Annotated in this window: 28 protein-coding genes and 1 pseudogene; 20 read left to right on the top strand and 9 right to left on the bottom strand. The window is 31.4% G+C overall.

All coding sequences use genetic code 11. The features are described 5' to 3' along the window. The first annotated feature begins 73 nt into the window (after positions 1–73). Positions 74–793 (top strand): toast rack family protein, encoded by a 720-nt coding sequence (locus MY490_RS17685; RefSeq protein ID WP_248266851.1) that lies wholly within the window; start codon positions 74–76, stop codon positions 791–793. 68 nt (positions 794–861) lie between these two features. Then, the gene (locus tag MY490_RS17680; RefSeq protein ID WP_248266850.1) at positions 862–1,707 is read left to right on the top strand and encodes a class I SAM-dependent methyltransferase; all 846 of its coding nucleotides are present in this window, start codon (positions 862–864) and stop codon (positions 1,705–1,707) included. A 50-nt stretch (positions 1,708–1,757) separates the two neighbouring features. Here the strand turns inward: MY490_RS17680 and MY490_RS17675 are convergent, their stop codons facing one another. Further along, positions 1,758–2,090 (bottom strand): hypothetical protein, encoded by a 333-nt coding sequence (locus tag MY490_RS17675; RefSeq protein ID WP_248266849.1) that lies wholly within the window; start codon positions 2,088–2,090, stop codon positions 1,758–1,760. A gap of 268 nt (positions 2,091–2,358) precedes the next feature. Between MY490_RS17675 and MY490_RS17670 the strand changes: the two genes are divergently transcribed. The 11 genes from MY490_RS17670 to MY490_RS17625 all read left to right on the top strand — a co-directional run bounded on the left by MY490_RS17670 (position 2,359) and on the right by MY490_RS17625 (position 12,306). Beyond that, positions 2,359–3,048: a response regulator transcription factor gene (locus MY490_RS17670; protein WP_248266848.1), complete on the top strand. Its 690-nt coding sequence runs from the start codon at positions 2,359–2,361 to the stop codon at positions 3,046–3,048. Then, a complete protein-coding gene (locus MY490_RS17665; RefSeq protein ID WP_248266847.1) occupies positions 3,045–4,502 on the top strand; it encodes a sensor histidine kinase in 1,458 nt (485 codons plus the stop codon). Before MY490_RS17670 ends, MY490_RS17665 begins: the two co-directional genes overlap by 4 nt. Before the next feature lie 88 nt (positions 4,503–4,590). Next, a complete protein-coding gene (locus tag MY490_RS17660; RefSeq protein WP_248266846.1) occupies positions 4,591–5,628 on the top strand; it encodes a hypothetical protein in 1,038 nt (345 codons plus the stop codon). Between the two features lie 309 nt (positions 5,629–5,937). Further along, a complete protein-coding gene (locus MY490_RS17655) occupies positions 5,938–7,134 on the top strand; it encodes a CapA family protein (RefSeq protein ID WP_248266845.1) in 1,197 nt (398 codons plus the stop codon). 272 nt (positions 7,135–7,406) lie between these two features. After that, positions 7,407–7,697 carry a hypothetical protein gene (locus MY490_RS17650; protein WP_248266844.1) on the top strand — a complete coding sequence of 97 codons (291 nt, stop codon included), beginning with the start codon at positions 7,407–7,409 and terminating at the stop codon, positions 7,695–7,697. Positions 7,698–7,822: 125 nt separating this feature from the next. After that, entirely contained in the window at positions 7,823–8,296 is a 474-nt protein-coding gene (locus MY490_RS17645) for a GNAT family N-acetyltransferase (protein WP_248266843.1), read from the top strand. A 377-nt stretch (positions 8,297–8,673) separates the two neighbouring features. Then, positions 8,674–9,099 (top strand): SRPBCC family protein, encoded by a 426-nt coding sequence (locus MY490_RS17640; protein ID WP_248266842.1) that lies wholly within the window; start codon positions 8,674–8,676, stop codon positions 9,097–9,099. After that, positions 9,099–9,470, top strand: coding sequence for an ArsR/SmtB family transcription factor (locus tag MY490_RS17635; protein WP_248266841.1), 372 nt, complete (start codon positions 9,099–9,101; stop codon positions 9,468–9,470). The genes MY490_RS17640 and MY490_RS17635 overlap by 1 nt, the downstream gene beginning before the upstream one ends. Before the next feature lie 819 nt (positions 9,471–10,289). Continuing rightward, the gene (locus MY490_RS17630; protein WP_248266840.1) at positions 10,290–11,453 is read left to right on the top strand and encodes an MFS transporter; all 1,164 of its coding nucleotides are present in this window, start codon (positions 10,290–10,292) and stop codon (positions 11,451–11,453) included. A gap of 116 nt (positions 11,454–11,569) precedes the next feature. Further along, entirely contained in the window at positions 11,570–11,704 is a 135-nt protein-coding gene (locus tag MY490_RS22190) for a hypothetical protein (protein WP_282439810.1), read from the top strand. A 275-nt stretch (positions 11,705–11,979) separates the two neighbouring features. Beyond that, positions 11,980–12,306: an antibiotic biosynthesis monooxygenase family protein gene (locus MY490_RS17625; RefSeq protein WP_248266839.1), complete on the top strand. Its 327-nt coding sequence runs from the start codon at positions 11,980–11,982 to the stop codon at positions 12,304–12,306. 144 nt (positions 12,307–12,450) lie between these two features. On the opposite strand, the gene MY490_RS17620 is transcribed toward MY490_RS17625, so the two are convergent. After that, positions 12,451–12,606 carry a DUF1540 domain-containing protein gene (locus MY490_RS17620; protein ID WP_088012223.1) on the bottom strand — a complete coding sequence of 52 codons (156 nt, stop codon included), beginning with the start codon at positions 12,604–12,606 and terminating at the stop codon, positions 12,451–12,453. Positions 12,607–12,892: 286 nt separating this feature from the next. Here MY490_RS17620 and MY490_RS17615 point away from each other — a divergent pair, with 286 nt between their 5' ends. Next, positions 12,893–13,267, top strand: coding sequence for a chromate transporter (locus MY490_RS17615; RefSeq protein WP_248266838.1), 375 nt, complete (start codon positions 12,893–12,895; stop codon positions 13,265–13,267). Positions 13,268–13,446: 179 nt separating this feature from the next. Here the strand turns inward: MY490_RS17615 and MY490_RS17610 are convergent, their stop codons facing one another. After that, positions 13,447–13,689 carry a YkuS family protein gene (locus tag MY490_RS17610; RefSeq protein WP_056471845.1) on the bottom strand — a complete coding sequence of 81 codons (243 nt, stop codon included), beginning with the start codon at positions 13,687–13,689 and terminating at the stop codon, positions 13,447–13,449. Positions 13,690–13,792: 103 nt separating this feature from the next. On the opposite strand from MY490_RS17610, the gene MY490_RS17605 reads away from it, so the two are divergent. The 6 genes and pseudogenes from MY490_RS17605 (at position 13,793) to MY490_RS17580 (ending at position 18,213) form a co-directional block, all read left to right on the top strand. Then, positions 13,793–13,921 (top strand): YuzL family protein, encoded by a 129-nt coding sequence (locus MY490_RS17605; RefSeq protein WP_248266837.1) that lies wholly within the window; start codon positions 13,793–13,795, stop codon positions 13,919–13,921. Positions 13,922–13,979: 58 nt separating this feature from the next. After that, positions 13,980–14,993: a DUF1835 domain-containing protein gene (locus MY490_RS17600; RefSeq protein WP_248266836.1), complete on the top strand. Its 1,014-nt coding sequence runs from the start codon at positions 13,980–13,982 to the stop codon at positions 14,991–14,993. Between the two features lie 497 nt (positions 14,994–15,490). Further along, positions 15,491–16,459 carry a DMT family transporter gene (locus MY490_RS17595; protein WP_248266835.1) on the top strand — a complete coding sequence of 323 codons (969 nt, stop codon included), beginning with the start codon at positions 15,491–15,493 and terminating at the stop codon, positions 16,457–16,459. A gap of 22 nt (positions 16,460–16,481) precedes the next feature. Further along, the gene (locus MY490_RS17590; protein WP_248266834.1) at positions 16,482–17,414 is read left to right on the top strand and encodes a DNA-3-methyladenine glycosylase family protein; all 933 of its coding nucleotides are present in this window, start codon (positions 16,482–16,484) and stop codon (positions 17,412–17,414) included. A 40-nt stretch (positions 17,415–17,454) separates the two neighbouring features. Further along, positions 17,455–17,571, top strand: a pseudogene (locus tag MY490_RS17585) (excalibur calcium-binding domain-containing protein); the annotation flags it as partial. A 228-nt stretch (positions 17,572–17,799) separates the two neighbouring features. Continuing rightward, positions 17,800–18,213 (top strand): hypothetical protein, encoded by a 414-nt coding sequence (locus tag MY490_RS17580; protein ID WP_248266833.1) that lies wholly within the window; start codon positions 17,800–17,802, stop codon positions 18,211–18,213. A 96-nt stretch (positions 18,214–18,309) separates the two neighbouring features. On the opposite strand, the gene MY490_RS17575 is transcribed toward MY490_RS17580, so the two are convergent. From MY490_RS17575 to MY490_RS17550, 6 genes are all read right to left on the bottom strand, one after another. Further along, on the bottom strand, positions 18,310–19,818 hold the full coding sequence (locus MY490_RS17575; RefSeq protein WP_248266832.1) for a flavin monoamine oxidase family protein: 1,509 nt from the start codon (positions 19,816–19,818) through the stop codon (positions 18,310–18,312). 158 nt (positions 19,819–19,976) lie between these two features. Next, positions 19,977–20,117: a lmo0937 family membrane protein gene (locus MY490_RS17570; protein WP_248266831.1), complete on the bottom strand. Its 141-nt coding sequence runs from the start codon at positions 20,115–20,117 to the stop codon at positions 19,977–19,979. 115 nt (positions 20,118–20,232) lie between these two features. Then, complete coding sequence (gene nadE, locus MY490_RS17565) at positions 20,233–21,021, bottom strand: ammonia-dependent NAD(+) synthetase (RefSeq protein WP_248269413.1); 789 nt, start codon at positions 21,019–21,021, stop codon at positions 20,233–20,235. Between the two features lie 29 nt (positions 21,022–21,050). Next, positions 21,051–21,680, bottom strand: a complete 630-nt coding sequence (nadD, locus tag MY490_RS17560; protein WP_056471873.1) for a nicotinate (nicotinamide) nucleotide adenylyltransferase — start codon at positions 21,678–21,680, stop codon at positions 21,051–21,053. Continuing rightward, the gene (locus MY490_RS17555; protein ID WP_248266830.1) at positions 21,673–23,142 is read right to left on the bottom strand and encodes a nicotinate phosphoribosyltransferase; all 1,470 of its coding nucleotides are present in this window, start codon (positions 23,140–23,142) and stop codon (positions 21,673–21,675) included. The genes nadD and MY490_RS17555 overlap by 8 nt, the downstream gene beginning before the upstream one ends. Beyond that, positions 23,139–23,690 (bottom strand): cysteine hydrolase family protein, encoded by a 552-nt coding sequence (locus MY490_RS17550; RefSeq protein WP_248266829.1) that lies wholly within the window; start codon positions 23,688–23,690, stop codon positions 23,139–23,141. The genes MY490_RS17555 and MY490_RS17550 overlap by 4 nt, the downstream gene beginning before the upstream one ends. Positions 23,691–23,907: the final 217 nt, after the last annotated feature.

Below are 23,907 nucleotides of genomic sequence, written 5' to 3'. Positions count from 1 at the left end.
TGTAGGATGTTATCTTGATTTTTTAATTTCCATAAAATGTGATTATTAGAAGTTTTTAATTGGAGGTTAAAAAATGAAAAAATTTATTATTTCTGCTTTATTAATGATTTCCTCGGTATTCATTCTTTCTAGTTGTTCAATTTTTAACAATGAAAAGGTAAAAGAAGAAACTGTTTCTATTCATAAAGATCAAGCTAAAAAATTAGATGTTAGTTTAGATTTAGGTGCTGGCGTCATGAACCTTTCAGAGGGTACAAAAAATTGGGTAGACGGAACAATTGAATATAACAATAAATATTTTAATCCAGATGTATCATATAAGCTTAAAGATGTCACGGGAAAAGTAAGAATTGAGCAATCTAAAAAGCATTTTCCAAAAGTGAAAATTGGTAAATTAAAGAATGAATGGAATTTGGAGCTTTCGAATAAACTTCCGATTGATTTAGATGTTAATACTGGCGCATCAAAAACAAATCTTGATTTACGTGGATTGAATTTAAATAAATTAGAGATCGAGGCCGGAGTAGGGGAGCTTAATGTTAATTTAGGTGGAAGCTGGAATAAAAGCTTTGAAGCAAATATTGAAACAGGGGTTGGAAAAACTACCATCGTGTTACCTTCTGATGTGGGTGTAAAGATAAATTTAAATAAGGGGATTGGCAAGGCAAATGTAGTCGATTTAATATCGAAAGGAAATGGTGTTTATGTTAATGAAGCGTACGAAAAAGCTGATGTTAAATTAACAATAAATGTAGATTTAGGTGTAGGAGAGGTAAACTTTAAATTAGATTAATATAAAATCAATTTAAAAGTAATCGAAAACTAGTTTCATAAAACCTTTTATCGCTTAGGAGGAATTCAATGCTAAAAAATGCAGTTGAATCAGTGATTGATTGTATGGCATCAAGTAAGGGGATGTCTGATATCCAAAGAATTCAAACAGAACATCGTTTTAAATTAGTTGAGTTTTGGAATATAGAAAAGGGTAGTAAAGTATTAGAAATCGGCTGTGGTCAAGGCGATACGACTGCCGTTTTAGCATATATTGTCGGTGAAAATGGATTTGTTCATGGAATCGATATTGGCCCAAGAACATACGGAAGTCCAATTTCATTAGGAGATTCAGCAGACTTCCTATTACAATCGAAATTAAGTAAACAATTAAAGATGGATTTTGAAGTTGACATATTATCACCAACTGTTGATTTCTATGAAAATGAGTTTGATTATATTGTGATGTCTCACTGTTCCTGGTATTTAAATTCACATGAAGAATTAATTGCTGTCTTAAAAAAGATTAAAAAATGGGGTAAAAGATTATGCTTTGCCGAATGGGATACAAGAATTAGCTCAATTGAGCAATACCCACATTTATTATCTATTTTAATTCAAGCTCAGTATGAGTCATTAAAACAGAATAGTGAATCAAACATTCGCACCCTTTTTACTCCAAATGATATTAAAAATATATGTGAAGTTTCAGGATGGACCGTAAAAAATGAAACATCTATATTCTCGCCAAAATTACAAGATGGTAGATGGGAAGTTAATAAGATTTTAGCAGATATTGATAGTGAACTTAATAATATTGAGAATATACCAAGTAAATTAAATGGATTGATCCGATCAGAAGTAAAAATGCTAGAAGAATCTATTACTTCTAATGAAATCAAACCTTTATCAATACTTGCATTTGTAGCGGAATAAAACTTCAATACTTAAAATGAAAAAGCATCTATTAACAGTAGATGCTTTTACTATTGAGGGTGATAATTTCTGTGATAAATATATGGATAACTTGGGTAGTAATACGGATACAAGTATATTGCTACAACTGAAGAAAGTGGTACAGTGACCTTTTTATATATTCGGTACCTAGGGCGAAAAGTTTCGCCGCCATTTTGTCTTACTTCAAAATAACGCGATTCAGGTGCGGCGAGGTCTTCTGGGACGAGTAAATCCGCGCTACTCGAATTATTATCTAATAAAATTCCTTCTAATAAAGCTCTTTCAGAAGTTTGAAACACTACATGGCAGAGTTTATATTTTTTACATTTATCTTGCATATTTCGGATATGGTAACTTTCCATGGAATCCCTCCCATTTGTACTCATTACTAAATGTATGATGTCAGATAAAGGACTAGAATATTGTCCAAACTAATGAATGATAAGAACAAAGAATAAAAAAAAGAACAAGATGTTTCAAAGATGTAAATTTTTTGCATAAATAGTAAAAACGTTTAGTAATTCAGTACTGAGCCATCTATAATTTTTCCTAAGGAAAATATTAATAATCCAAAAATAAAGTTTAAGTAAAAAAGAATAAAAGTAAAAATTATGAATTTGGGTGAGGCAATTGCAAGGAAAAGTATTAATTGTAGATGATGAAAAAAGTATTGTCGATCCATTAACTTACGCATTTCGTAGAGAAGGATTTATCGTAGAAAATGCATTTAATGGAAAAGAAGCATTAGATAAGATTCCAGATTTTAATCCAGATATTTTAATATCGGATATTATGATGCCTGTAATGAACGGTTTGGACCTATGTAAACAAATAGGAAATAAAGAAGGACTTGGCATTATTTTACTTACAGCTAAGGATGATATTATTGATCGCGTTTTAGGGTTAGAGTTTGGAGCCGATGATTATCTAACAAAACCGTTTGATATTAGGGAATTACTTGCTAGAACTAGATCTTTACTTCGAAGATTAAAAAAACAATCAACATCTGAAGAAAAAAAGAGCATTTCAATTAGCAAACTACAAGTAATCCCTGCTCAGAGAAAAGTGACAGTTGATGGAACAAATATAGAATTAACCCCTAAAGAATTCGACCTTCTTGTTTTATTAATTTCAAATATGGATCGAATTTTTACTAGAGATGAATTATTAGATTTAGTGTGGGGGTTGGAGTATATAGGTGGAACGAGAACTGTCGATATTCATATCCAACGTTTACGTAAAAAGCTCGGTAATTCCTATCAACATTTGATTCAAACTGTTTTTGGAGTCGGATATAAGATATCTAGTGAAAATAAATGAAACTGAGTATTAAAGTTAAGTCGAGCTTATTTTTAGCCATGCTATTAATCGGAACTGTCATTGTATTAAGTATATTAGTCTTACAAGGTATCAAACAAAACCAGCAAAAACAAACTGAAGAAACGCTTGCTAGGCAAAGTAAATTAGCAAATGTATATGTAAAGCAAGTTTATTTAAGCCAAACATCAGAGAATCCTCAAGATTTTTTCAAACGATATGGTCGGGAAATTGCTAGACAGATTGGGATTATTAGTAGTCTTCATGTCACAATTTTTAATATGTCTGGAAAAGTTGTAGGAGATTCTCTTCCTTTAGAATCTACAAGGGATGTAGGAGATATCTTAAGTTATGCGTTAAAAGGTAAGATTGCATATCAGGAGAGCGGTGAAACATTATCTTATTTTGCACCAATTTATAATGCTAATAATCAAATTGGGGTTGTTCAGTTCGATTATTCATTAATTAATAATCAGAATTTTTATGATAATACAATTAAACTGTTTATTAAAATAGGTTTAGTAACTACAATTCTAAGTTTTATCATAGGATATTTCTTTTTTAATTCTCTTGTTATGAGTATTTTAAAACTTAGAAAAGTAACGGAGGAAATTCAATTAGGTAACTATCCAGACCGTTCTATTTTAAGTCGAAAAGATGAGTTGGGTTATTTAAGCCAAGCGATCTTCTACATGAGTAATGAAATTCAAAATAATATAAAAGGCATTCAACAAGAAAAAGAAAATCTGCAATTAGCTGTTGAAAAGCTTAAAGTTTTAGAAAAACAACAAAAGCAGTTTATTGGATCGATTACACATGAGTTTAAAACCCCACTGACTGTAATTAGGGCTTATATTGATTTATTAGACATGTATTCGGATGATCCAAAACTATTAGAAGAAGCAATAAGTAGTATAGGAAAAGAATCGCTTCGTCTTTACGATATGGTTGAAAAGATATTAAAGCTAGCAGAACTTGAGAAATATGACTTTGAAATAGTAAAAGAAAAAGTCGATGTATATTCCCTTTTAGAAGATATTTGTTTAAGAATGAAAGGGAAAATGACTAAGTTTGGTTTATCTATCCGTACAAATTTTCAACACGCAACGATTCTTATAGATAAAGAAAGCTTTACATTAATCATTTTGAATTTATTAGATAACGCCATTAAATATAATAAAACAAATGGGGAGATATACGTTTCAAATAGGATTGAAAATAATCATTTAATTATTAATATATCAGATACGGGTATTGGTATCGCATCGGAATTAGTGGATAAAATATTTGAACCATTTTTTACCGTAAATAAAGATCGTTCTCGTCAATCTGGAGGATCGGGTTTAGGGCTTGCTTTAGCAAAGGATCTAATTGAAAAGCAAAATGGTACGATTCGTGTTGAATCGATAGAATGTAGCGGAACAAATTTTATCATTACATTTCCGTTAGCGAAGTAAAAGTTTACAAATTTGAAACAAGATAGGTTAAAAATAGAAACATTCTAAACGTAACATAAAATTTATAAGAATTTAGAAAGGTGATGTTATGTTTAAAAAGTATTTGATTAAAATATTTTTTCTATTTAGTACAATACTATTAATATCTGGATGTCAAAGTCAAAATGAAGATATTGTAATTGATAAAAAACATAAAAAAATTACCGTATTAACAGGGAATGAAGAGGTTGTAACAAATGAGTTAGCCCTTGAGAAAATAGATCGTTTTGAGGGTATTCGTGGGACGGATTGGTTGGATGATCATACGATTTTAACTGAACAAAAAAATCCAAAATTACCAAAATCAGTAATGACAGATAATGGTGATTATACTTATTACATTAATTTATTCTCCTATGATCTAAACACAAACAAATCAAAAGCATTAGCAAGTGAGGAGCATAATCAAGTAGGTGCCGTTTTTTCACCTAATAAAAAGCATATTTTCTATAAGCAAACAGAGGATGGAAATTCTGGCACAGGCTTTATTATAAATTCTGACGGAACTAGGAAGGTTAAAGTGTCAGAGCCTGATACCATTTATGCATTTGCGACAGAAGGACGATGGGTCGACAATCAGACAATCATTTATTCAACAATATTTCAGCAAATGTATTCAGCTGATCTAAATGGACAAGTAAAAAAAATTGATGCTAACTCTGATAAAGTTAATTTAATAAGAAAAAAATACAACGAGCAAAAAGTTGAATGGGTTATTCCATCTCCAAATCATAAGCAATTCGCTATTGTTAGAAAAATTGCAGCAACGAAAAGAGAGTTATTTATTACCGATGAAAACGGAAGGAAAACTGTATCTTTAGCTACTGGTACTCAAATTTTTGGTGCAGGTTGGTCCCCAAACTCTAAAACATTAGCTTTTTCCGTAATTTCGGAAGATAAGGGAGAAAGAGGATTATTCGTAATCGATGTCAAATCTAGAAAGATAACACAATTATCGACTGATTTAGACGAGATTGCTGGGCCAATTACTTGGAGTCCATCTGGTAAAAAAATATTGGTTTCTAAAGTGATGTTAAAAGATAATCTAAATGAATTTGTGGCATATGTATTAACGTTGAAAAATTAAGAAACAATATAGTTTTTTCTATAGAAAGTGAGGGAAAAGCTCACTTTCTCTTTTTTCTCTTGAGGTAAGTATAAATTGGCAGCGAGGAGTCATACTCGACCTTAAGTGGAACTACGCCTTTGCTTCGCTTAGACTCGTCAATTACGAGTATTCTTTATCAAAATTTTGAGCGATTTTATGTAAAATCTTTGTCTAAATGTAGTAGGGGAGGTTCATGCATCCGTACTAAAAAGAAATACAATTTTTTTATTTATCTAATAATCGAAAATATATTTCTAGCAAAGATATAAAAAGGAGAAATAAAAACATATGAGGAGTCGGAAGGATAAAAATACTGAAAAAAGAAATAGTAAAAAAATATTTATTTGGATTATGATATTAGTTCTATTTGGCTGTATATCAGGATTTAGTTATTTTGTTTATAAGAAAGTTTATGAAGAAAGCAATTTAGTAAAAAACGAGACGACTAAAAATAAAGTAGGAGATAAACCAAAATCGATTAAAAAACCAGCTATAAAGTCACCAGTTCAAAAGCCAGAAAATAACAATACGGCAAAAAGAGAAAACATAGAAACGACTATAAAAATTAGCGCAGCTGGCGATTTTACACTTGGTTCGGATGAGGATTTTCAATATATTAATTCTTTTCCAGCAGAAGCAAATAAAAATGGATTAGCTTATTTTACAAAAGGGCTAAATAATATCTTTAAACAAGATGATTTATCTACAGTTAATTTAGAAACGACGTTAACGAATGCAAAGATAAGAGCAACTAAAACATTTCGTTTTAAAGGGAGCCCTTCTTATGCTAAAATATTAACTTTAAGTGGTATTGAAGCGGTCAATCTAGCTAATAACCATAGTCATGATTATTTGCAAAAAGGATATGAAGATACAATTAACAATTTGAAAAAAGAAAAAATAGGTTATTTTGGCTATAACAACAAATATGTAACAACGATTAAAGGTTTTAAAGTTGGTGCACTAGGTTATGAAGGCTGGAATGATTCACCTGACTTAAGGGTGAAAATTAATAATGATATACAAAATTTAAGAAAAAGTGGTGTGAAAATTATTCTAATCCATTTCCATTGGGGAATCGAGCGAGATTACGTACCGAATAGTACTCAAAAGAATTTAGCTCATTATGCAATCGACCATGGAGCAGATTTAATAGTCGGTCATCACCCACATGTTGTTCAAGGAATTGAAGAGTATAAAGGGAAATTTATCGTATATAGTTTAGGGAATTTTATGTTCGGAGGAAATAAAAATCCAAAAGATAAAGATACATTTGTTTTCCAACAAACTTTTCATCTAAATAATGGAATACTCACAAATCAAAAAGAAATAAAAGTAGTACCATTTTCAATTTCTTCAGTATCGAGCCGAAATAATTACCAACCATTATTTTTAAAAGGCTCTGAAGAACAAAGAGTTAAGAAGAAAATAATTGATGTTTCAAATAAGATCCATGGATCTAGTTGGACTCAATATGAAAAATAAACAAAAAAGGAAAGCAATCTTTGTGAAAAGATTGCTTTTTTATTGAATGTTGAACTATATATCAGACACAACTTATAGATGAGAATTTTGACATTTTATTGAACAAGTTCCTTTTTATTTAAGTTCGATGGATTTTAGATCAAAAGTTATAGGTACAAGTCCTTATTTAAACAGATAATGCTATTTTTTGGAAGGAATTACTTCTTTTATAACGAATCAAAAGAATAACCTAAGTAAGTTGATTGCCAAATAAAATTTAGGAGGAATAAGAAATGAATCTACAGTTTATTGAATTCCTTAGTATTATTTTCGTATCCTTGATTTTATCTGTGTGGGTAGAGGTTAAAATGCAAAATAAAACACACAATGTTTTAGCTACTATGTCGATTGCATTTAATATTAACCTATTCATTCTAGGCATTGCGAGTATTTGGTGGATCCTTAATGCTAGTGATAATGCAAGCCTGATTTCGGGTGTTCAGTTATTATTATCAGCCTTTTTAGGAATTTTTTTAATTAATATCGGAGTATTCTTTTTTGTTAAAAATAGGGTAGTTTCGTAATTTTATTATGCTCGATCAGGTTTTTTAGTTTAGATAGACTTTAATTTAAATCTAGCATTACTCTATTTTAAATGAGTAATGCTTTTTATTTTGCAGTTTTAATAATTAGATAATGAGGAGAAATCATGGAATTATACATTAGTAATATGACAGAGTCTTACGCTAAAGAAATTCTTAATTGGAATTATGCTCACCCTTACGATTTTTATAATAATGAATTAAGTCAAGAAGGACTAAATGAGCTAGTAAATAATCAGTATTTAGCAGTTATTGACCAAAATGATAACTTAATTGGCTTTTATTGTATTGGTCAGTCAGCTCAAGTACCAAAAGGGAACGAGTTTGGTGTTTATGAAAAAAGGATGGCTGATATCGGATTAGGAGTTAGACCAGATTTAACGGGGAAAGGATTTGGGAGTGAATTTTTCAAATTTATTCTTGGGGAAATTCAAGAGGTGACTAATCTTTCCACATTAAGATTAACAGTTGCTAAGTTTAATAAAAGAGCAATTCGGCTGTATGAAAATTTTGGTTTTAAAGTGGAATATGAGTTTTGTACTGAGCGTGCTGAATTTATAACAATGATTTGTGGAAACTAAATATCCCCCAGACGTTATTAAATTGTCTAGGGGGTAAAACTCAGCTCATAAACTCACTTACTATTAAATCATAACGGTACAGTGTAACTTCTTCATTGAATGAAAACACCGTATCTGCTTTATCTTTATTTGTTACAAGCTCACCACGGGCAACTGCATATAACTCTAATAGTTCATAAAGAGAAATACTATTCTTTTCACAAAATATTCTTGTTGTTTAAGGGAAATTCATAGTGTAAGGCAGTTTTTCGACTTCTAATAATTTAAAAACTTACGGAAAAGATAAGTACGTAAAATTTGATTGACATGAAACCAAATGGTTGTATATAATTTCAAATAACCAAAAGGTTTTATATTAACTAGAAAGAAGGATTGGAATGGGCGTACAAAACCAAGTTGAAGATATTAAACAAACTCTAATATATAATGCACCAATTCAAAAAGTCTGGGAGGTCGTATCAACATCAGAAGGTATATCTGCATGGTTCATGCCAAATGACTTTAAACCAGTCGTAGGTCACGAGTTTCATTTGCAAGGTCCATTCGGTCCATCACCTTGTAAAGTTTTGGAGATTGATGAACCAAATCGAGTATCATTTACTTGGGATGTTGATGGATGGGTAGTATCATTTCATTTAAAAGATTTAGGGGATCAAACTGAATTTACGTTAATCCATAGTGGATGGAAAACTGCTGAAGAAATTCTTCCAAAACCAAACCAAAAAAGTGGTATAGTACGCGACAATATGAATGGTGGTTGGGCTGGTATTGTTCAGAAGCTTAAAAAGGTTGTTGAATACTAGTGTCCAGTTCTGCACAAAAATATGACGTATTTCAAGCGATCGCCGATCCTACTAGAAGAGAAGTACTTAAATTATTAGCTAATAATGAATTGCCCATTTCAGAGATATCAAGTAATTTTCCAATGAGCAGAACAGCAATTGCAAAACATCTCCATATCCTTTCAGAAGCTGAATTAATTAGTGGAAGGAAAGTTGGCAGAGAAAGAAGATACAGACTACAGCCAGAAGCATTTTTAGAGATTAAACAATGGTTATCATATTACGAGCAATTTTGGGCAAATAAATTATCCATCTTACAACATCTAGTTGAAAATAAAGAAGAGCAAAGTATAAAACTAGTTAATTCAAATAAAGACAGTAAAGAAGAGTAATGTCAAAACGAACCTAAAGTAGGTTCGTTTTCATGCTGTTGAAAAAATACATTGTCAATTAATTATCAAATTTTCGTGAAAGGAGTAGAGTGATGTTGATTTCCATTACAGGATGCTCGCTTTCCATGGGGCGAGACCTGAGCCTCCTCGGCAAGCCTAGGCCGCTGAATAACTCTATGATTTTTGAAAAAGTTCAATTCCCTAAAATTTCCATCCCCACTTTATCTATAAAAATCGAGGTTTTTATGGGAATTGATTTTTCGTAAAAAGCAAAATTTGATCAAAATTTACTTTTTCAGTGGCCTCGGCAAGCCTGTGGGGTCTCAGCCTTCCCGCTTATCCCATAGGAGTCGAGCATCCCTCCATTCCAATCAACTTATTCATCTAAAAATGTCTGCGATAAACCCTAATCAAATAGCCTTTCCTTAGAGTAATATAAGTTTAATCAGATTGTAGATCAATTAATATTGAACATTTATTAAACTAAACAATCGAATTTGTTTTCTAAAAAAAGCTTATAATATTTTTAACGTCTAAAAAAATCATTTCTATTGTTATTGAAATAATGAAATTGCTCAAACATATTAACATTTAAAAACATTAAAAAATCATTCAAAAAATGCTAATTTTATCATTATTAAATGTTCATTTAAAGTCCGTTTTCCCTATTGACGTCTTTATATTTCAACACTCTGAAAACGAACCTAAAGTAGGTTCGTTTTTTTTTGCATAGACATTTTTAGTTATATCTATATAATAAACTAATGTGACAAAAAATTATTATGAATGAAAATAGCATCATACTTGAGGAGTTAAGCAATGCATAAAAGTATATATATTTTAGCTATTGCAACATTTGTCGCAGGAACCGTTGAGTTTATTATTACTGGTTTACTGTCAATGATTGCAGGGGATTTACATGTTTCAGTTGGTGCGGTTGGTCAACTAGTTTCAATTTTTTCAGTAGTATTTGCTTTTGGGGCTCCTATTTTTATAGCGATCACTTCAAAAATAGAACGTAAAAAATTACTATTGATCGCATTAGCTGTATTTTTCTTTGGAAATATTCTTTCCATTATTAGCCCGAATTTCGCTGTATTATTAATCGCACGTATTATACTTGCAGCAAGTTGCTCGGTTGTAATTGTTGTTTCTATAACGACTGCAACAAACATCGTTTTGCCTGAAATTAGAGGTAGAGCAATTGGAGTTATTTTTATGGGGATCAGCTCATCACTAGTTTTTGGTGTCCCATTGGGTACAGTGATCGGTGAAAACTTCGGTTGGAGAATGACATTTGTTTTAGTCGGTTTATTAAGCTTATTGGCTATGCTGGGGATTTATAAATTCTTACCGAAAGTTAAAGGTCAGCCTACAATTCCATTGATTAAGCAAGTAGCAACACTTAAAAATAAACGTATTTTATCGATTCAACTAATATCTTTTTTACAATTAACAGGACATTTTACAATTTATACTTACTTTACACCATACTTAATGAAAACGATGGGATTATCCACTAATATGATCAGTATTGTTTTATTAGTATTTGGTATGGCAGGGATTTTAGGTGGATGGTTAGGTGGTTGGTCTACTGATAAATTTGGTGGAAGTAAAACATTAGTATTCAATTTAGGTTTATTAGCTATTTCTATTTTAACTCTAACATTCGCTCCTAGTTCAATTATTAGTTTATTTATTATAGTGGTTCTTTGGGGAACTGTATCTTGGTCAATTAGTCCAGCAGTTCAAGATAGTCTAGCGAGGGTGGCAAAAGATTCGGCTGATATTCAAGTTGGATTAAATAACTCTTTTTCACATACAGGAATTGCTTTAGGTTCAAGCTTAGGTGGGATCATAGTTACTCAATATGCAGTAACAATGAATGCTTTAGTAGGAGGAATTATTGTTATTTTTGCTTTACTTTCTGCGATTTATTCTTTTGTTTTAACAAATAAAGTGAATGAGACTAAATTAATCTAAAAATATAAAACGATGCGTTTTTATTGCATCGTTTTTATAATTTATTTTTCAGAATTGGATATTCTAATAATGAAGTTTTACGGCATAAAACTAATATTAATTAGAAGGTGATTTTAATGGAAAATAAACCAGCACATTATGATGGTAGTGGAATGAATGAAGCATTAGAACAAAACTCTCAACAAGAGGATATTCAAGTAACAGAAGAAATGAGAAGCAACTTAAGCGGTAATCCTTATATTTTTGAGTAATATTGAAAGCGATACATTGAGTATCGCTTTCGTGCTGTTAAAAGTCTCAGCCTTCCCGCTAATCCAATAGGAGTCGAGCATCCCTTTCGTTCCAATCAACTTATTCATCAAAAAAGTCTACAATATTAATGTCCGTTTTCCCTATTGACCATTTTATATTTCAACAATCTGAAAGCGATACTTTGAGTATCGCCCTTTTATTTGTATTTTTTGAATTTGTCTATGTTATTTAATTCTTTCATCAAATATGATTAATAGAAGAAGGAGGGATAAAAATGAGTTCATTTGCTAAAACGCCAAATCCTCCATATTTTGCTGTAATATTTTGTTCTAAAAGAACGGATGGAGATAATGGGTATAGTAAGATGTCTGAAAAAATGGTTGAACTTGCATCGACTCAACAAGGATTCCTAGGAGTTGAAAGCGCTCGTGATCATGAAATGGGGATAACGGTTTCGTATTGGGAGTCATTGGATGCTATTAAGACATGGAAAGAACACGCAGCTCATAAAGTTGCTCAAGAACGTGGGAAAAAAGACTGGTATGAATCCTTCGCTTTAAGAGTGTGTAAAGTTGAAAGGGATAATTTTTTTGAAATGTAGCCAATAAATTATGATTTAATTGAAACAGATCCAAGATTGAGATGTAAATAATATAAAATAATTGGAATAAATTTGAATGAAAATGATAGTTATTATCAATACTATAAATAAATAAGGGCAACCAATTAGGTTACCCTTAAGATATTACATTCCAGCTTCAAATGTTTTACAATCAGTTTCAGCATTGTTTTTAGCTTGTTTCCCTTTATGGCTCACAACATAAATGGAATCCGCACTACATTTGTTTCCAGAAGCCCAATATTTACAGTTATCAACTTCACAAAGTACATCTTTTGCCATTAAAAAACACCTCCCTTAATTTTATCTTTTACATTAATTAGAGGATTGATACATTCCTTATCTCTTTTTTTATGTAGATTTAATTCAAGTGAGGAAATTTAAAAGGCAATTTAAAAACCTTATCGAATTGCGGTAAGGTTTTTAAAATTGTGCACTCCTTTAACTTGGTTAAACACAATGGAAATTGAATATAATAACATTTAAGACTAGATAAAGAATGTGCTTTTTTTAAGCAATTATTTAATTTTATAAAGTTTAAAATAAATTTTAAAAAATTGCTACGAAAATGGCAGGGTATATCGGATTCCATGAAGGTGGTATACTAGGTTCAATTTTGGCTGTATTCGCTACAGTTGCACCGTCCCTAATTCTCATGTTGACTCTAATGAGAATTTTGTATAAATATCGTCATTCGATTCAAGTTAAACGAATGACACTATACGTCAATCCAACAATCGCAGTTTTACTTGGCGTTATGGCTTATAATTCATTTCATGATTCATATTCTCAAATTGGTATTAGACAGTTTTTGTTTTTAGGAGTAATTAGTTACATATTAATGGAGAAAGTAAAGCTACATCCGGTTTTTATTGTAATGGGAGCTTTGCTATACGGTGGATTAAATTTAAAATTTGAAAAAAGGGTAAGCAAATTTTATTGAATTTTGCTTACCTTTTTTTTCACATTAGTAAGTATAAATATTCTAGCGGCGAAGGGGATTTGAAATAGTCGCATATTTAGGAATTGGAGAAATGCAACTGAGTCTCTGTCTTCGCTTTAAAGTTCGCCAATCGGCGAGTTTTCTGTAGAATGTTTAATATAACTTTAGTTTGTAATTTGTTATTGTAATCTACTTTCAACTTGTTGACAAACTTCATCAGCTGTTAAGCCACTTGCCTCGATTACTGATCCTTGTGTAGCTACATTTTGCATTCCCATTACATTTGAATCAAGTCCTGTTACTACGCAGCAATCGCAACCATTTGCATCTGATTCTTGTTTTAATTCAACAACATCGTGTCCCGCTGAACGTAATGCTTCTTGAACATTTGTTAAAGATTGTTCTACTCCGATTCTAGCCATAAAAAACACCTCCTCAGAAATATAAGATTTGCAATTTACAGGAAAAATATTCTTTGAATAAAGAAGTTTAGGTTTAGAAAAAGTAAAGATGGAGGTGTTTAAAATGGGAAAAACTAAAAAAGATCCATCTAGAGTTGGTTTAGGATCACCAAATGTACAAGGTCAAGGGACTACAACATCTGAAACTGGTGTTGAGAAGTCTTCTAGTAGAAAAAAACAAAAAAGAGATTAACTAGAACCCTATTTTATAAAAAATGTCTCGCCACCTATTTATATAGGTGGTTTTTATTTTGATAAAAAAGGAATCTACGATCATAAGTAGAATTAAGAACTGTATTTTCTTTTTAATTAAGCAAATGGAGAAAGTAGATGGAAAGATGAATCATATTGTAAATGGTGATGTAGTTGGAGAAAAAATAAAGTCTTTAAATGACAATATTGTTGTATGGCGAGAAATGTACGATTTTGGGCCACTGAGTCGAGATTGGACTTTAGAAGAAACATATAAAAGAAGAGCAGAATTTTTTGAACAAAAGCTACAAATTCCTTCGAGTTTTTTTGTTGAAAATTGCCGAAGCCAATATCAATTATTAAATGAACTATCTCGTTCTGAGGAAGTTGTCCTATGGTTCGAACATGATCGATACGATCAGGTGGCAATACTTTATTTAATATCTGAATTATCGGCACTTGGATTTCAAAAAATTTCGATGGTTAGCATAAATGATTATGAAGGAATTGTACCATTTCACGGATTAGGTCAATTATCTTCAGAACAATTAATTGGATTACTTCCAACTAAACAAGAAGTTACAGACGAAGAAATAGAAGAAGCATGTGCTGGATGGAAAGCTTATTGTTCAAATAATCTAGATGAACTTGAAGATTTTATTCAAAAATGTCATGCGCTTCCGTTTCTAAAACAGGCTTTATTAAGTCATATGACATATTTTCCTTCTCAGCAGAATGGGTTAAATGAAGTTGAATTTTTAGCATTATCAATGATCAATGAAGGTATTAACTCCTTTGCAGAACTATTTAATAAACTTGTTAGACAAAGAACTAATGATGGATTAAGCGATTTATATTTCGCAGCAATTTTAAATGAATTAATGAAAGGTGATTACCCTTTAATAAGTAGTGACAGTGAATTACCAAGTTATAAGCAACATAACCCAAAAGCAAAAATTGCATTAACTAAATGGGGATTAGACGTACTAACGGTAAAAGCAAATCGAATGAATTTAAATGGAATAGACTGGTGGGTTGGAGGGGTTCATTTAGTTGAAAAAGCCGCAAAATAACATGGAAGGTCAGGTCTTAATAATGGATGTTGTATTAAAGTCAGAGAACAAAGTATTTAATATAAGGGTAGCAGGTATTTAGATTTAAAATGGCATGTCTTAATTCATAGACTAGCAAGTGATACAATTTGGTCCTTACCGGGTGATAGAATAACATTAAATGAAGAGTCACATTTAGTTTAAAAAGGGAGTTCAATGAAGAATTAGGAAAAGAAATTGAAATTGATCAAATGATGTGGACGGTAGAAAATTTCTTTTCTTATAAAGGAAATGATATTCACGAAGTTGGTTTTTACTTTAAAATAAAGGCAGAGAATTCAATGAATGAATCATTTTAAGGTAAGGAGGGTAATCGATTAATTATTAAATGGGTGAGTATAGATAATCTTGAAGAAATTGAATTATACCCTGAATTTTTGCGGAAAAAATTAAAGGAAGTTTCAACCGAAAATCATTTTATCGTAAAAGATAATTGAAATTGTTATAGAGGTGGTATTATGCGCCCGATATTATTAGGAATATTAGCGGCATTTTTCTTTTCCATCACATTTATTTTAAATCGCTCGATGGAATTATCTGGTGGAAGTTGGATTTGGAGCGCATCGTTAAGATACTTTTTTATGGTACCTTTTTTACTGATCATCGTAATCTCTAGAAGAAATTTGTATAATCTATTGAAAGAAATGAAAGGCAAATTAAAAAGTTGGATTATCTGGTCAACAATTGGATTCGGTTTATTTTATGCACCAATTTGCCTAGCAGCAGTTTATTCTCCAGGATGGCTAATAGCAAGTTCATGGCAGATAACAATTATATCTGGGTCACTTTTAGCACCATTTTTCTTCATTTCAATTCAAACATCAATCCAAAAGGTTCGTGGGAAAATTCCTTTTAAAGGATTAGGCATGTCTTTATTAATTATATTTGGTATTTTATTAATGCAGATTGAGTTAGCTACAAAAATTGCTATTTCAACAGTTTTAACAGGTATTTTACCAGTTATTATTGCCTCCTTTGCATACCCACTTGGCAATCGAAAAATGATGGAGTTATGTGATGGAAAGCTGGATGTATATCAACGCGTTTTAGGAATGACCTTAGCCAGTTTACCGTTTTGGTTTATTCTATCAATCTATGGTTTATATACTGAAGGACTACCAAGTCAAAACCAAGTATCACAATCATTAATTGTAGCGATCTCATCGGGTGTAATTGCTACTGTATTATTTTTTCAAGCTACTGATTTAGTAAGGGGAAATATGCAAAAATTAGGAGCAGTAGAAGCAACCCAATCCATGGAAGTATTATTCACAGTAATTGGTGAAATGATTTTCTTATCATCGGCATCTCCATCAATTATCTCTTGGATTGGCATGATTATTATCATGATCGGTATGATCTTACATAGCTATCTATCACAGCGGGGAAAGTTCGTACAGCAAGATAAGGAAACTGTTAATTTATGAATTGAGGAAAGAGGTGATTAATATGTATAAAGAATTCAATGCATCACTTGTATTAGATAAAAATAAGAATTCGGTATCCATCTTAACACCAAAAGATTTTAGTTTTAATGAATGCTTAGTATTTCTAGCACGATCTAAAAATGAGGTACTTCATCAAGTTAAAGAGGAATATTTTTTAAAACTTATTAAAATAGAAAATAGATTAATTTTACTAAAAGTAAGCAGGGATCCTAACGAATTATTAATTGATTTTCCAGACCAAAATCCAAGTGAAGAAATAAAAATAGCTGCAGCAGCATTTATATGGAATTTATTTGATTTAGGCAGAAACCTAACCGAGTTCTATCAATTAGGTAAAGATAATCAAATGCTACAATTGCTAATTGAGCAGCATTTTGGACTTCGCGTAATTGGAATACCTGATTTATTTGAAGCATTTACATGGGCAATTATGGGTCAACAAATCAATCTTACTTTTGCGTTTTCTTTAAAAAGAAGCTTTGTTGAAAAATATGGGGAAAGCTTTAGGTGGAAGGATGAAATATTTTGGCTATTTCCAACTCCAGATGTAATATCAAAACTCGAAGTTTCCGAATTAACTAGTTTGAAATTTACTAAACGAAAAGCTGAATACGTAATTGGAATCGCAAAATTAATGACAGATGGACTTATTTCAAAAGAATCTCTAAATCGTTTAGATTCATACGAGAAAAAGTTAAATAAGCTATTAGAAATTCGAGGAGTTGGGAACTGGACGGCTGATTACGTTTTGATGAAATGTTTACAAGAGAAATCCGCGTTTCCAATTGCCGATGTAGGAATACATAATGCATTAAAAAATCAACTATTATTAGAGAAAAAACCTTCAATTGAAGAAATTAAAAAAATGGCTACAAAATGGAAGGGCTGGGAAGCTTACGTAACGTTTTATTTATGGAGATCATTATATTCCTAAATATGTAATACAAAGCAAAGTCGATAATAATAAACAGTAGTTTAAAAACTGCCCAGACTTAAGAAAAGCCTATCCAAATGGAGTACCAAAAGGGAATAAAGCCTACCAATCGCAAATGGATCGTGATCATGATAATTATGCATGTGAAACGGAGTAAAAACACCTATTTCTAGGTGTTTTTTATCTGATTAAGTTTTTTATTTTCGAATTCAATCACTGACTCTTGGAATTATTAAATTTTGTATTAAAAAATTAAAAAGAGAGGCAGTTCTACAAAGGAATTTCGGTTTAATAATAGAATAGTATTAGTGCCTAAAAAATTAATTTTACAATATTGTTTAATCATGACAAAATATAAATAAGAAAAATTGAAGAGGACGGGACTATGATTAAATTTTTTAAACGACTATTTAGTAAAGAAAAAACAAATCAAGTTACATTGCCATTAAAAGAAACTCGTTCCCTTTCAAAAGTGGAAATCGAATATATTATTAGTGAATTTACTGATAAACAGACTAAATTGGTAGATGATATGAAAAAAAATTCAGTTAATAATGCCGATATTGAGTTTAATGAACTAATCACAAATAGAATCACGAATAATTTAAAGTACAGGATACCTTTTTTAGAAATTGAGTTAATTTATTTAAATAATGTATTAAGAGGAAAGAAAGTAAAATCAATAAAATATAAATTATTTCATCAAGTCAGAGATACTGAAACGACAGAAATTACAGATATGGTTATTAATCAAGGATACTCTTTTGTTCCTTCAGTAGGTTATTTAAAAATTGGATAAAATCAAAATGAAAACCCACAAGTTCTTTCTTGTGGGTTTAATGTTTTTCTTGAATTTCGTGGCATATCTAGGGTTCGAAATCCAAAACTCTATTTCTTAACCTTGATTATGTGTTTCAAAATTCTCATTTGCTGTTGATTTAGGTAAATCATTAATCTCATAAGCTACTCTTATTCCAGATTCGATTGCACCTTGAATCCAACCTGGGGCTGTAGAGGTGTGATCACCAGCAAAATGAATCAAGCCTTCTGGAGTTGAAATATATGGGGAAATCTCTGTTTGCTGGTCAGGTTTGAAAATAGCAAAAGCTCCACCAGAAAAAGGATTTTCTGACCAACTAAATGTATTACCAGTTATAAACTCATTATATATTTCTTTACCGTAAATTTTTGATAAATCTTCTAGCGCATTCTCGATTTGTTCTTTTTCAGTTAAGCTATCCCAAATTGATGCGTTATCTTCCCATGTATAGCTTGCTAATATGACACCTGGGCCTTCTGAACCAACGGATTGGCTTGGGAAATAGGAATAACGAACAGGTAGATCAGAAATCATTTTTCCTCCAATAAAACCCGCTTTCTCCCAAAATCTAGTTTTAAATTGTAAACCAATTTTAGTCGAAGGAACATAATGTAATTGTCGAATTGCTTTATATTTGTTATAAGAAAATAAATCACGTGGAATGATTTCAACGAAGTTTAGTAGTGAAAAAGGTATGGTAATAATGGCTAAATCTCCACTTATTGTATATGGCTGCGAGGTTTGTGTATCCTCAGTATGAATTGTTACAGAAGAGTCATGTTGTTCAATTTTTTTCATTTTTTGATGGTAAATAATATTTTCTTGTAATTCAGGTAAGAATGAATATGGTAAGTGATCATTTCCACCTTTTATTTCATAAAACTTTAGTCCAGGAGTAAATAGAATCATTACTTCTCGAAGTAAGGCAGTAAATGAAAGCTCAGGAAAGCCTTCCATCCCAAGCATAACCTTAATCATATCAATGGCTCCAACTGATAATGTTCTGCCATAAGGATTATATTTCAAATAATATTCCATCGAATAACGATCAAGTAATTTAATAACGATTTCCCAATTCTTTTTTGGATTCATTTTAATGAAGTCAGTTACAGGTTGCATGGCGTATTGGGCCAAATATTCAGCTGTTTTGCCTTTTTCAGTTGGTGAAGTAGGGAAGTTAAGAATGTCTGGATTTTTTTCATAAAGCTTTTGAATGGTTCTTACATTGTTTACGAATATTATATCGTTTGGGGTGCTATTAATGAATTCTTCTAAAGGAAGGTTAAATTTTTTAATATATTCTAATACAAGCAAGTGAATAGATGGTATTCTCATAGCACCATTTTCCATATACTGTCCTGCATAAAAATTACGATTCGTAAAAATACGCCCACCAATTCGATTATTTCCTTCTAGAATTGTCACTTCATGTCCTGCTCCTTTTAAAAGTGAAGCAGCTACTAAACCTGATATCCCAGCACCAACAATTATTATCTTTTTAGGTTCAAGTGTTTTTGGAAGTCCTGTACGAATTGTTTGAAGCATTTGTTCCACAGATATAGGAGGCTCCATACTAACTGGCATAATTTCGCTCCTCTTTTATTTATGACATTCATAGAAGTTTATTCAAAAATAGAGGAATATAGAAGAGTTTAATTGCAGGATTAGGAATAGAAATGCATAAGAAAAAAGAGCTTGAAAAATCAAGCTCTCAGTTTCTAGAAAAAGTCTCTAAAAGTTTGCTACTTTTTACGTTTAAATAGATTAACGATAAATACAATAATTGCGATAATTAATAGAATATGAATTAGTCCGCCTGCGATATGGAAAGTAAAATAACCTAATACCCATAAGATTAAAAGAATAAAAAATAAAATCCACATAATATGAACATTCCTTTCTTAATGACTGTATTATTACGTTGTCCAATTTTAACTTTCATATCCACTAATTGAGCACAAAAGTGAAAAAGCTACCAAAATAGGTAGCTTTCATGAATTAAAATTTATCAAAAACAGTGTAAGGCATTTGTCGCTTATGTCTAGATTTATTAAACCATGATTCGATTTTTGCTTGAGATTCACTATTAATTTCTTTACCTTCTAAATAATCATCGATGTCATCATATGTAACTCCAAGAGCGACTTCATCAGCTAATTGTGGGCGATCTTCTTCAAGGTCAGCTGTCGGAACTTTTTCATAAAGCTTAGGTGGGCAATTTAATTCTTTTAGTAGCATCTTTCCTTGACGCTTATTTAGACGGAAAATCGGACAAAGGTCTGATCCACCATCGCCATATTTAGTGTAAAAGCCAGTAACAGCCTCAGCGGAATGGTCAGTGCCTAAGACAACACACCCATTCATAGCAGCAATGCTATATTGAGCTTTCATTCTTTCACGTGCTTTTTCATTTCCTTTTGCAAAATCAGTAAGGTCAATGCCAATATCTTTTAATGTATTAACACTAGCATCTACAGCAGCTTTAATATTCACTGTGTAAGTCTTAGACGGTTGGATAAACTTTAACGCTTCCTGGCAATCCTCTTCGTCCATTTGTACGCCATATGGTAATCGAATGGCGATAAACAGATAACTTTTTTCTGATTGCTCACTATTTAATTCATCTATTGCCATTTGTGCAAGTTTACCAGTTAAAGTTGAATCTTGACCACCTGAAATACCTAATACAAAACCATTTAAAAATGGATGTTTTTTAAGATAGCTTTTTAGGAAGTCAACACTTATTCTTACTTCCTCTTTAGGATCGATAACTGGCTTTACTTTCATTTCTTCGACGATTTCTTTTTGTAAACTGTTCAATCTTCATTCTCCTTTTGATACAGATTGTATTTTTTAATATAAGCGTAGCAATCCTCAGGTAATAAATATCTTGGTTCGCCGCCTTTAGCAAACTCTTCACGGATATATGTTGAACTAATTTCCATCGCTAGTCCTTTATCAATTAGATGAAATCTTGAACCATTATCATTATTTCTTAATAAAGGAGAACGAGAGATGGTCTTTAGCATATCAATTCCATCACGGGCCATGACAATGAATTTATTTTCGGAAACTAATTGATCCCCGTATTTCCATTTTCCTTCTGCAATATCTTCTAGGAGATCAGCTCCCATTATGAAATAAACTTCATCTTCACTATATTTCGCTTTAAAATGGTTCATTGTATAGTAAGTGAATACTTCCCATGCCTCTTTGCTCATTTCATAATCGTCTGCAATAAACTTTGAATTGTTTTGAATAGCCAATTTTAACATATTCCAACGATGTTCATCAGTATTATGTAATTGTTTATCTCTTCTTTTTGAAGAGCATGGTAAAAAGATAACTTTGTCTAATTGACAACGATGAGCAATCGTACTTGCAGTCCATAAATGAACGTTTGTAATCGGATCAAACGAACTGCCATAAATCCCAATTTTAGCCATTTTTCATTTCCTCTGTTTTCTTTCTAGCTTCTGCTATTTTTTCCATTTTGTTATCCCAACATTTTTGACTTAAGTCTACAGGATATTCTTCAGGGTTTAATGCACGCTTGTATTCTTCCCAAAGTAAACTTAAGTTGTTTTCAGCAAAATCTTGAATGTCTTTAATTGTAGGCACTTTGTAGACTAATTCACCTTTAGTAAAGATTTGGTGATGAAGTTCTCTAGCTTCAAAATTAGTTACAAACTTACTGATATATGGATGGACCGGATGGAATAACTTTATTTTTTCCTCAGACCCTGGATTTTCATCTTCAAGGGCAATATAATCAGCCTCAGCGTGATGGTTAATTGTATTAATAATTCGATACAATTTCTTAAGTCCAGGAGTTGTTACTTTTTCAGGGTTTTGAGAAATTTTTATTGTATCAATCATTTTCCCATCTTCATCTTCAATACTGACTAATTTATAAACAGCTCCAAGAGCCGGTTGATCATATGCTGTAATAAGCTTTGTTCCGATTCCCCAAGAATCAATTTTAGCTCCTTGCGATTTTAAATTTAAAATTGTATATTCATCTAAATCATTCGAAGCAACAATTTTTGTATTTACGAAACCTGCTTCATCGAGCATTTTTCTAGCTTCTTTCGATAAATAGGCTAAGTCACCACTATCTAGTCGGATAGCTGCAAAGTTAATTTTGTCACCTAGTTCTTTTGCGACTTTAATCGCATTAGGCACACCACTTTTTAGTGTATCGTATGTATCAACTAGGAATGTACAATTGTAATGACGATCTGCATATTTTTTGAAAGCTATGTATTCATCTCGATATGCTTGCACGAGCGCATGAGCATGTGTACCTGAAACAGGAATATTAAATAATTTACCTGCACGAACATTACTAGTCGCATGGAATCCACCAATAAAAGCGGCTCTTGCTCCCCAGATAGCAGCATCAAATTCTTGAGCTCGTCTTGTTCCAAATTCCATTAATGTATCTTTACCAACGATATGTTTTATTCTTGATGCTTTCGTAGCAATTAATGTTTGATAATTGACAATGTTTAATAAGGCAGTTTCAATTAATTGTGCCTCTAGTAGTGGTGCCTCAATTCTTATGATTGGCTCATTGCCAAATACTAATTCACCTTCTTGAATTGCTCTAACTGAACCTGTGAATTTTACATTAGACAGAAATTGAATGAATTCATCTTTATAACCGAGTTCTTCTTTTAAATAGTCAAGATCTGAACTACTAAATTTAAAGTTCTGTAGATAACTGATTATTTTTTCTAAACCCGCAAAGATTGCATATCCATTTCCAAATGGGAGTTTACGAAAATAAAGTTCAAAAATAGCGTTTTTATTGTGAATATCGTCTCCCCAATAAGTTTCCGCCATATTAATTTGATAAAGGTCTGTATGAAGTGCAAGGCTATCATCTTGAAAGTTGTAATTCATCTTATTTCCGCCCCTAAAGTATTTTTGAAATGACTTAATGCCCATTCATGCCCAGCTGCATTAAAGCTTGCAACAGCTTGCTCGTGAACGACTATTTTATAACCCTTATTATAAGCATCGACCGCGGTATGTAATACACAAATATCTGTGCAAACTCCTATTAAATGAAGTTCGTTAATGTCTCTTTCATTTAGTTTTATTTCAAGGTCTGTTCCTGCAAAAGCGGAGTAACGAGTTTTATCGAGCCATTGAATAGTTGAATTGCCTTTTGTTGAATTGTATAAATCCATTAATCCACCATATAAATCTCTACCTTTTGTATGTCTAATATTATGAGGTGGAAATAATTTTGTTTCAGGATGAAACGGATCATGCTCATCATGGACATCTACTGCAAAAACAACATATTCTTGATTTTCAATGAAACTTTTAGTTAGTTGAAGAATACTTTGCTCAATAACTTGTGCAGGTTTGCCACAAGTTAATGAACCAGCATCTGCTGCAAAGTCATTCGTATAATCAATAATAATGAGCGCTTTTTGATTCATTATTAATCACCCCAAGTAAGAATGTTAATTTTTTCACATAATATAAAAAATGAAATTAGTTTTTCATCTTCAATCTTATTATAAGTTAATTCATATGAAAACCTAAATTTTGGAAATTTGATAGATCATTTTTATATTATTAACTTTACCATTAAAAATTACTATTTTTCATAGGTTTTGTATTCTTTGTAGCGATTAGAGGAAATCAATGAAATGT

The organism is Gottfriedia acidiceleris, assembly GCF_023115465.1.
GTDB classification, from domain to species: domain Bacteria; phylum Bacillota; class Bacilli; order Bacillales; family Bacillaceae_G; genus Gottfriedia; species Gottfriedia acidiceleris_B.
Note: the sequence above shows the minus strand (reverse complement) of the source record. Positions and strands in the feature narration are given on the sequence as shown.

Bases quoted from the DNA above. Each gene is read 5' to 3' on its own strand.
- MY490_RS17610 (WP_056471845.1), bottom strand. From the start codon at position 13,689: ATGGCTAGAATCGGAGTAGAACAATCTTTAACAAATGTTCAAGAAGCA.
- MY490_RS17645 (WP_248266843.1), top strand. From the start codon at position 7,823: ATGGAATTATACATTAGTAATATGACAGAGTCTTACGCTAAAGAAATT.
- MY490_RS17615 (WP_248266838.1), top strand. From the start codon at position 12,893: ATGGCAGGGTATATCGGATTCCATGAAGGTGGTATACTAGGTTCAATT.
- MY490_RS17660 (WP_248266846.1), top strand. From the start codon at position 4,591: ATGTTTAAAAAGTATTTGATTAAAATATTTTTTCTATTTAGTACAATA.
- MY490_RS17590 (WP_248266834.1), top strand. From the start codon at position 16,482: ATGTATAAAGAATTCAATGCATCACTTGTATTAGATAAAAATAAGAAT.
- nadE (WP_248269413.1), bottom strand. From the start codon at position 21,021: ATGAAAGTAAAGCCAGTTATCGATCCTAAAGAGGAAGTAAGAATAAGT.
- MY490_RS17570 (WP_248266831.1), bottom strand. From the start codon at position 20,117: ATGTGGATTTTATTTTTTATTCTTTTAATCTTATGGGTATTAGGTTAT.
- MY490_RS17605 (WP_248266837.1), top strand. From the start codon at position 13,793: ATGGGAAAAACTAAAAAAGATCCATCTAGAGTTGGTTTAGGATCACCA.
- MY490_RS17650 (WP_248266844.1), top strand. From the start codon at position 7,407: ATGAATCTACAGTTTATTGAATTCCTTAGTATTATTTTCGTATCCTTG.
- MY490_RS22190 (WP_282439810.1), top strand. From the start codon at position 11,570: ATGGAAAATAAACCAGCACATTATGATGGTAGTGGAATGAATGAAGCA.
- MY490_RS17665 (WP_248266847.1), top strand. From the start codon at position 3,045: ATGAAACTGAGTATTAAAGTTAAGTCGAGCTTATTTTTAGCCATGCTA.
- MY490_RS17630 (WP_248266840.1), top strand. From the start codon at position 10,290: ATGCATAAAAGTATATATATTTTAGCTATTGCAACATTTGTCGCAGGA.
- MY490_RS17675 (WP_248266849.1), bottom strand. From the start codon at position 2,090: ATGGAAAGTTACCATATCCGAAATATGCAAGATAAATGTAAAAAATAT.
- MY490_RS17595 (WP_248266835.1), top strand. From the start codon at position 15,491: ATGCGCCCGATATTATTAGGAATATTAGCGGCATTTTTCTTTTCCATC.
- MY490_RS17620 (WP_088012223.1), bottom strand. From the start codon at position 12,606: ATGGCAAAAGATGTACTTTGTGAAGTTGATAACTGTAAATATTGGGCT.
- MY490_RS17640 (WP_248266842.1), top strand. From the start codon at position 8,674: ATGGGCGTACAAAACCAAGTTGAAGATATTAAACAAACTCTAATATAT.
- MY490_RS17580 (WP_248266833.1), top strand. From the start codon at position 17,800: ATGATTAAATTTTTTAAACGACTATTTAGTAAAGAAAAAACAAATCAA.
- MY490_RS17625 (WP_248266839.1), top strand. From the start codon at position 11,980: ATGAGTTCATTTGCTAAAACGCCAAATCCTCCATATTTTGCTGTAATA.
- MY490_RS17685 (WP_248266851.1), top strand. From the start codon at position 74: ATGAAAAAATTTATTATTTCTGCTTTATTAATGATTTCCTCGGTATTC.
- MY490_RS17680 (WP_248266850.1), top strand. From the start codon at position 862: ATGCTAAAAAATGCAGTTGAATCAGTGATTGATTGTATGGCATCAAGT.
- nadD (WP_056471873.1), bottom strand. From the start codon at position 21,680: ATGGCTAAAATTGGGATTTATGGCAGTTCGTTTGATCCGATTACAAAC.
- MY490_RS17550 (WP_248266829.1), bottom strand. From the start codon at position 23,690: ATGAATCAAAAAGCGCTCATTATTATTGATTATACGAATGACTTTGCA.
- MY490_RS17575 (WP_248266832.1), bottom strand. From the start codon at position 19,818: ATGCCAGTTAGTATGGAGCCTCCTATATCTGTGGAACAAATGCTTCAA.
- MY490_RS17655 (WP_248266845.1), top strand. From the start codon at position 5,938: ATGAGGAGTCGGAAGGATAAAAATACTGAAAAAAGAAATAGTAAAAAA.
- MY490_RS17555 (WP_248266830.1), bottom strand. From the start codon at position 23,142: ATGAATTACAACTTTCAAGATGATAGCCTTGCACTTCATACAGACCTT.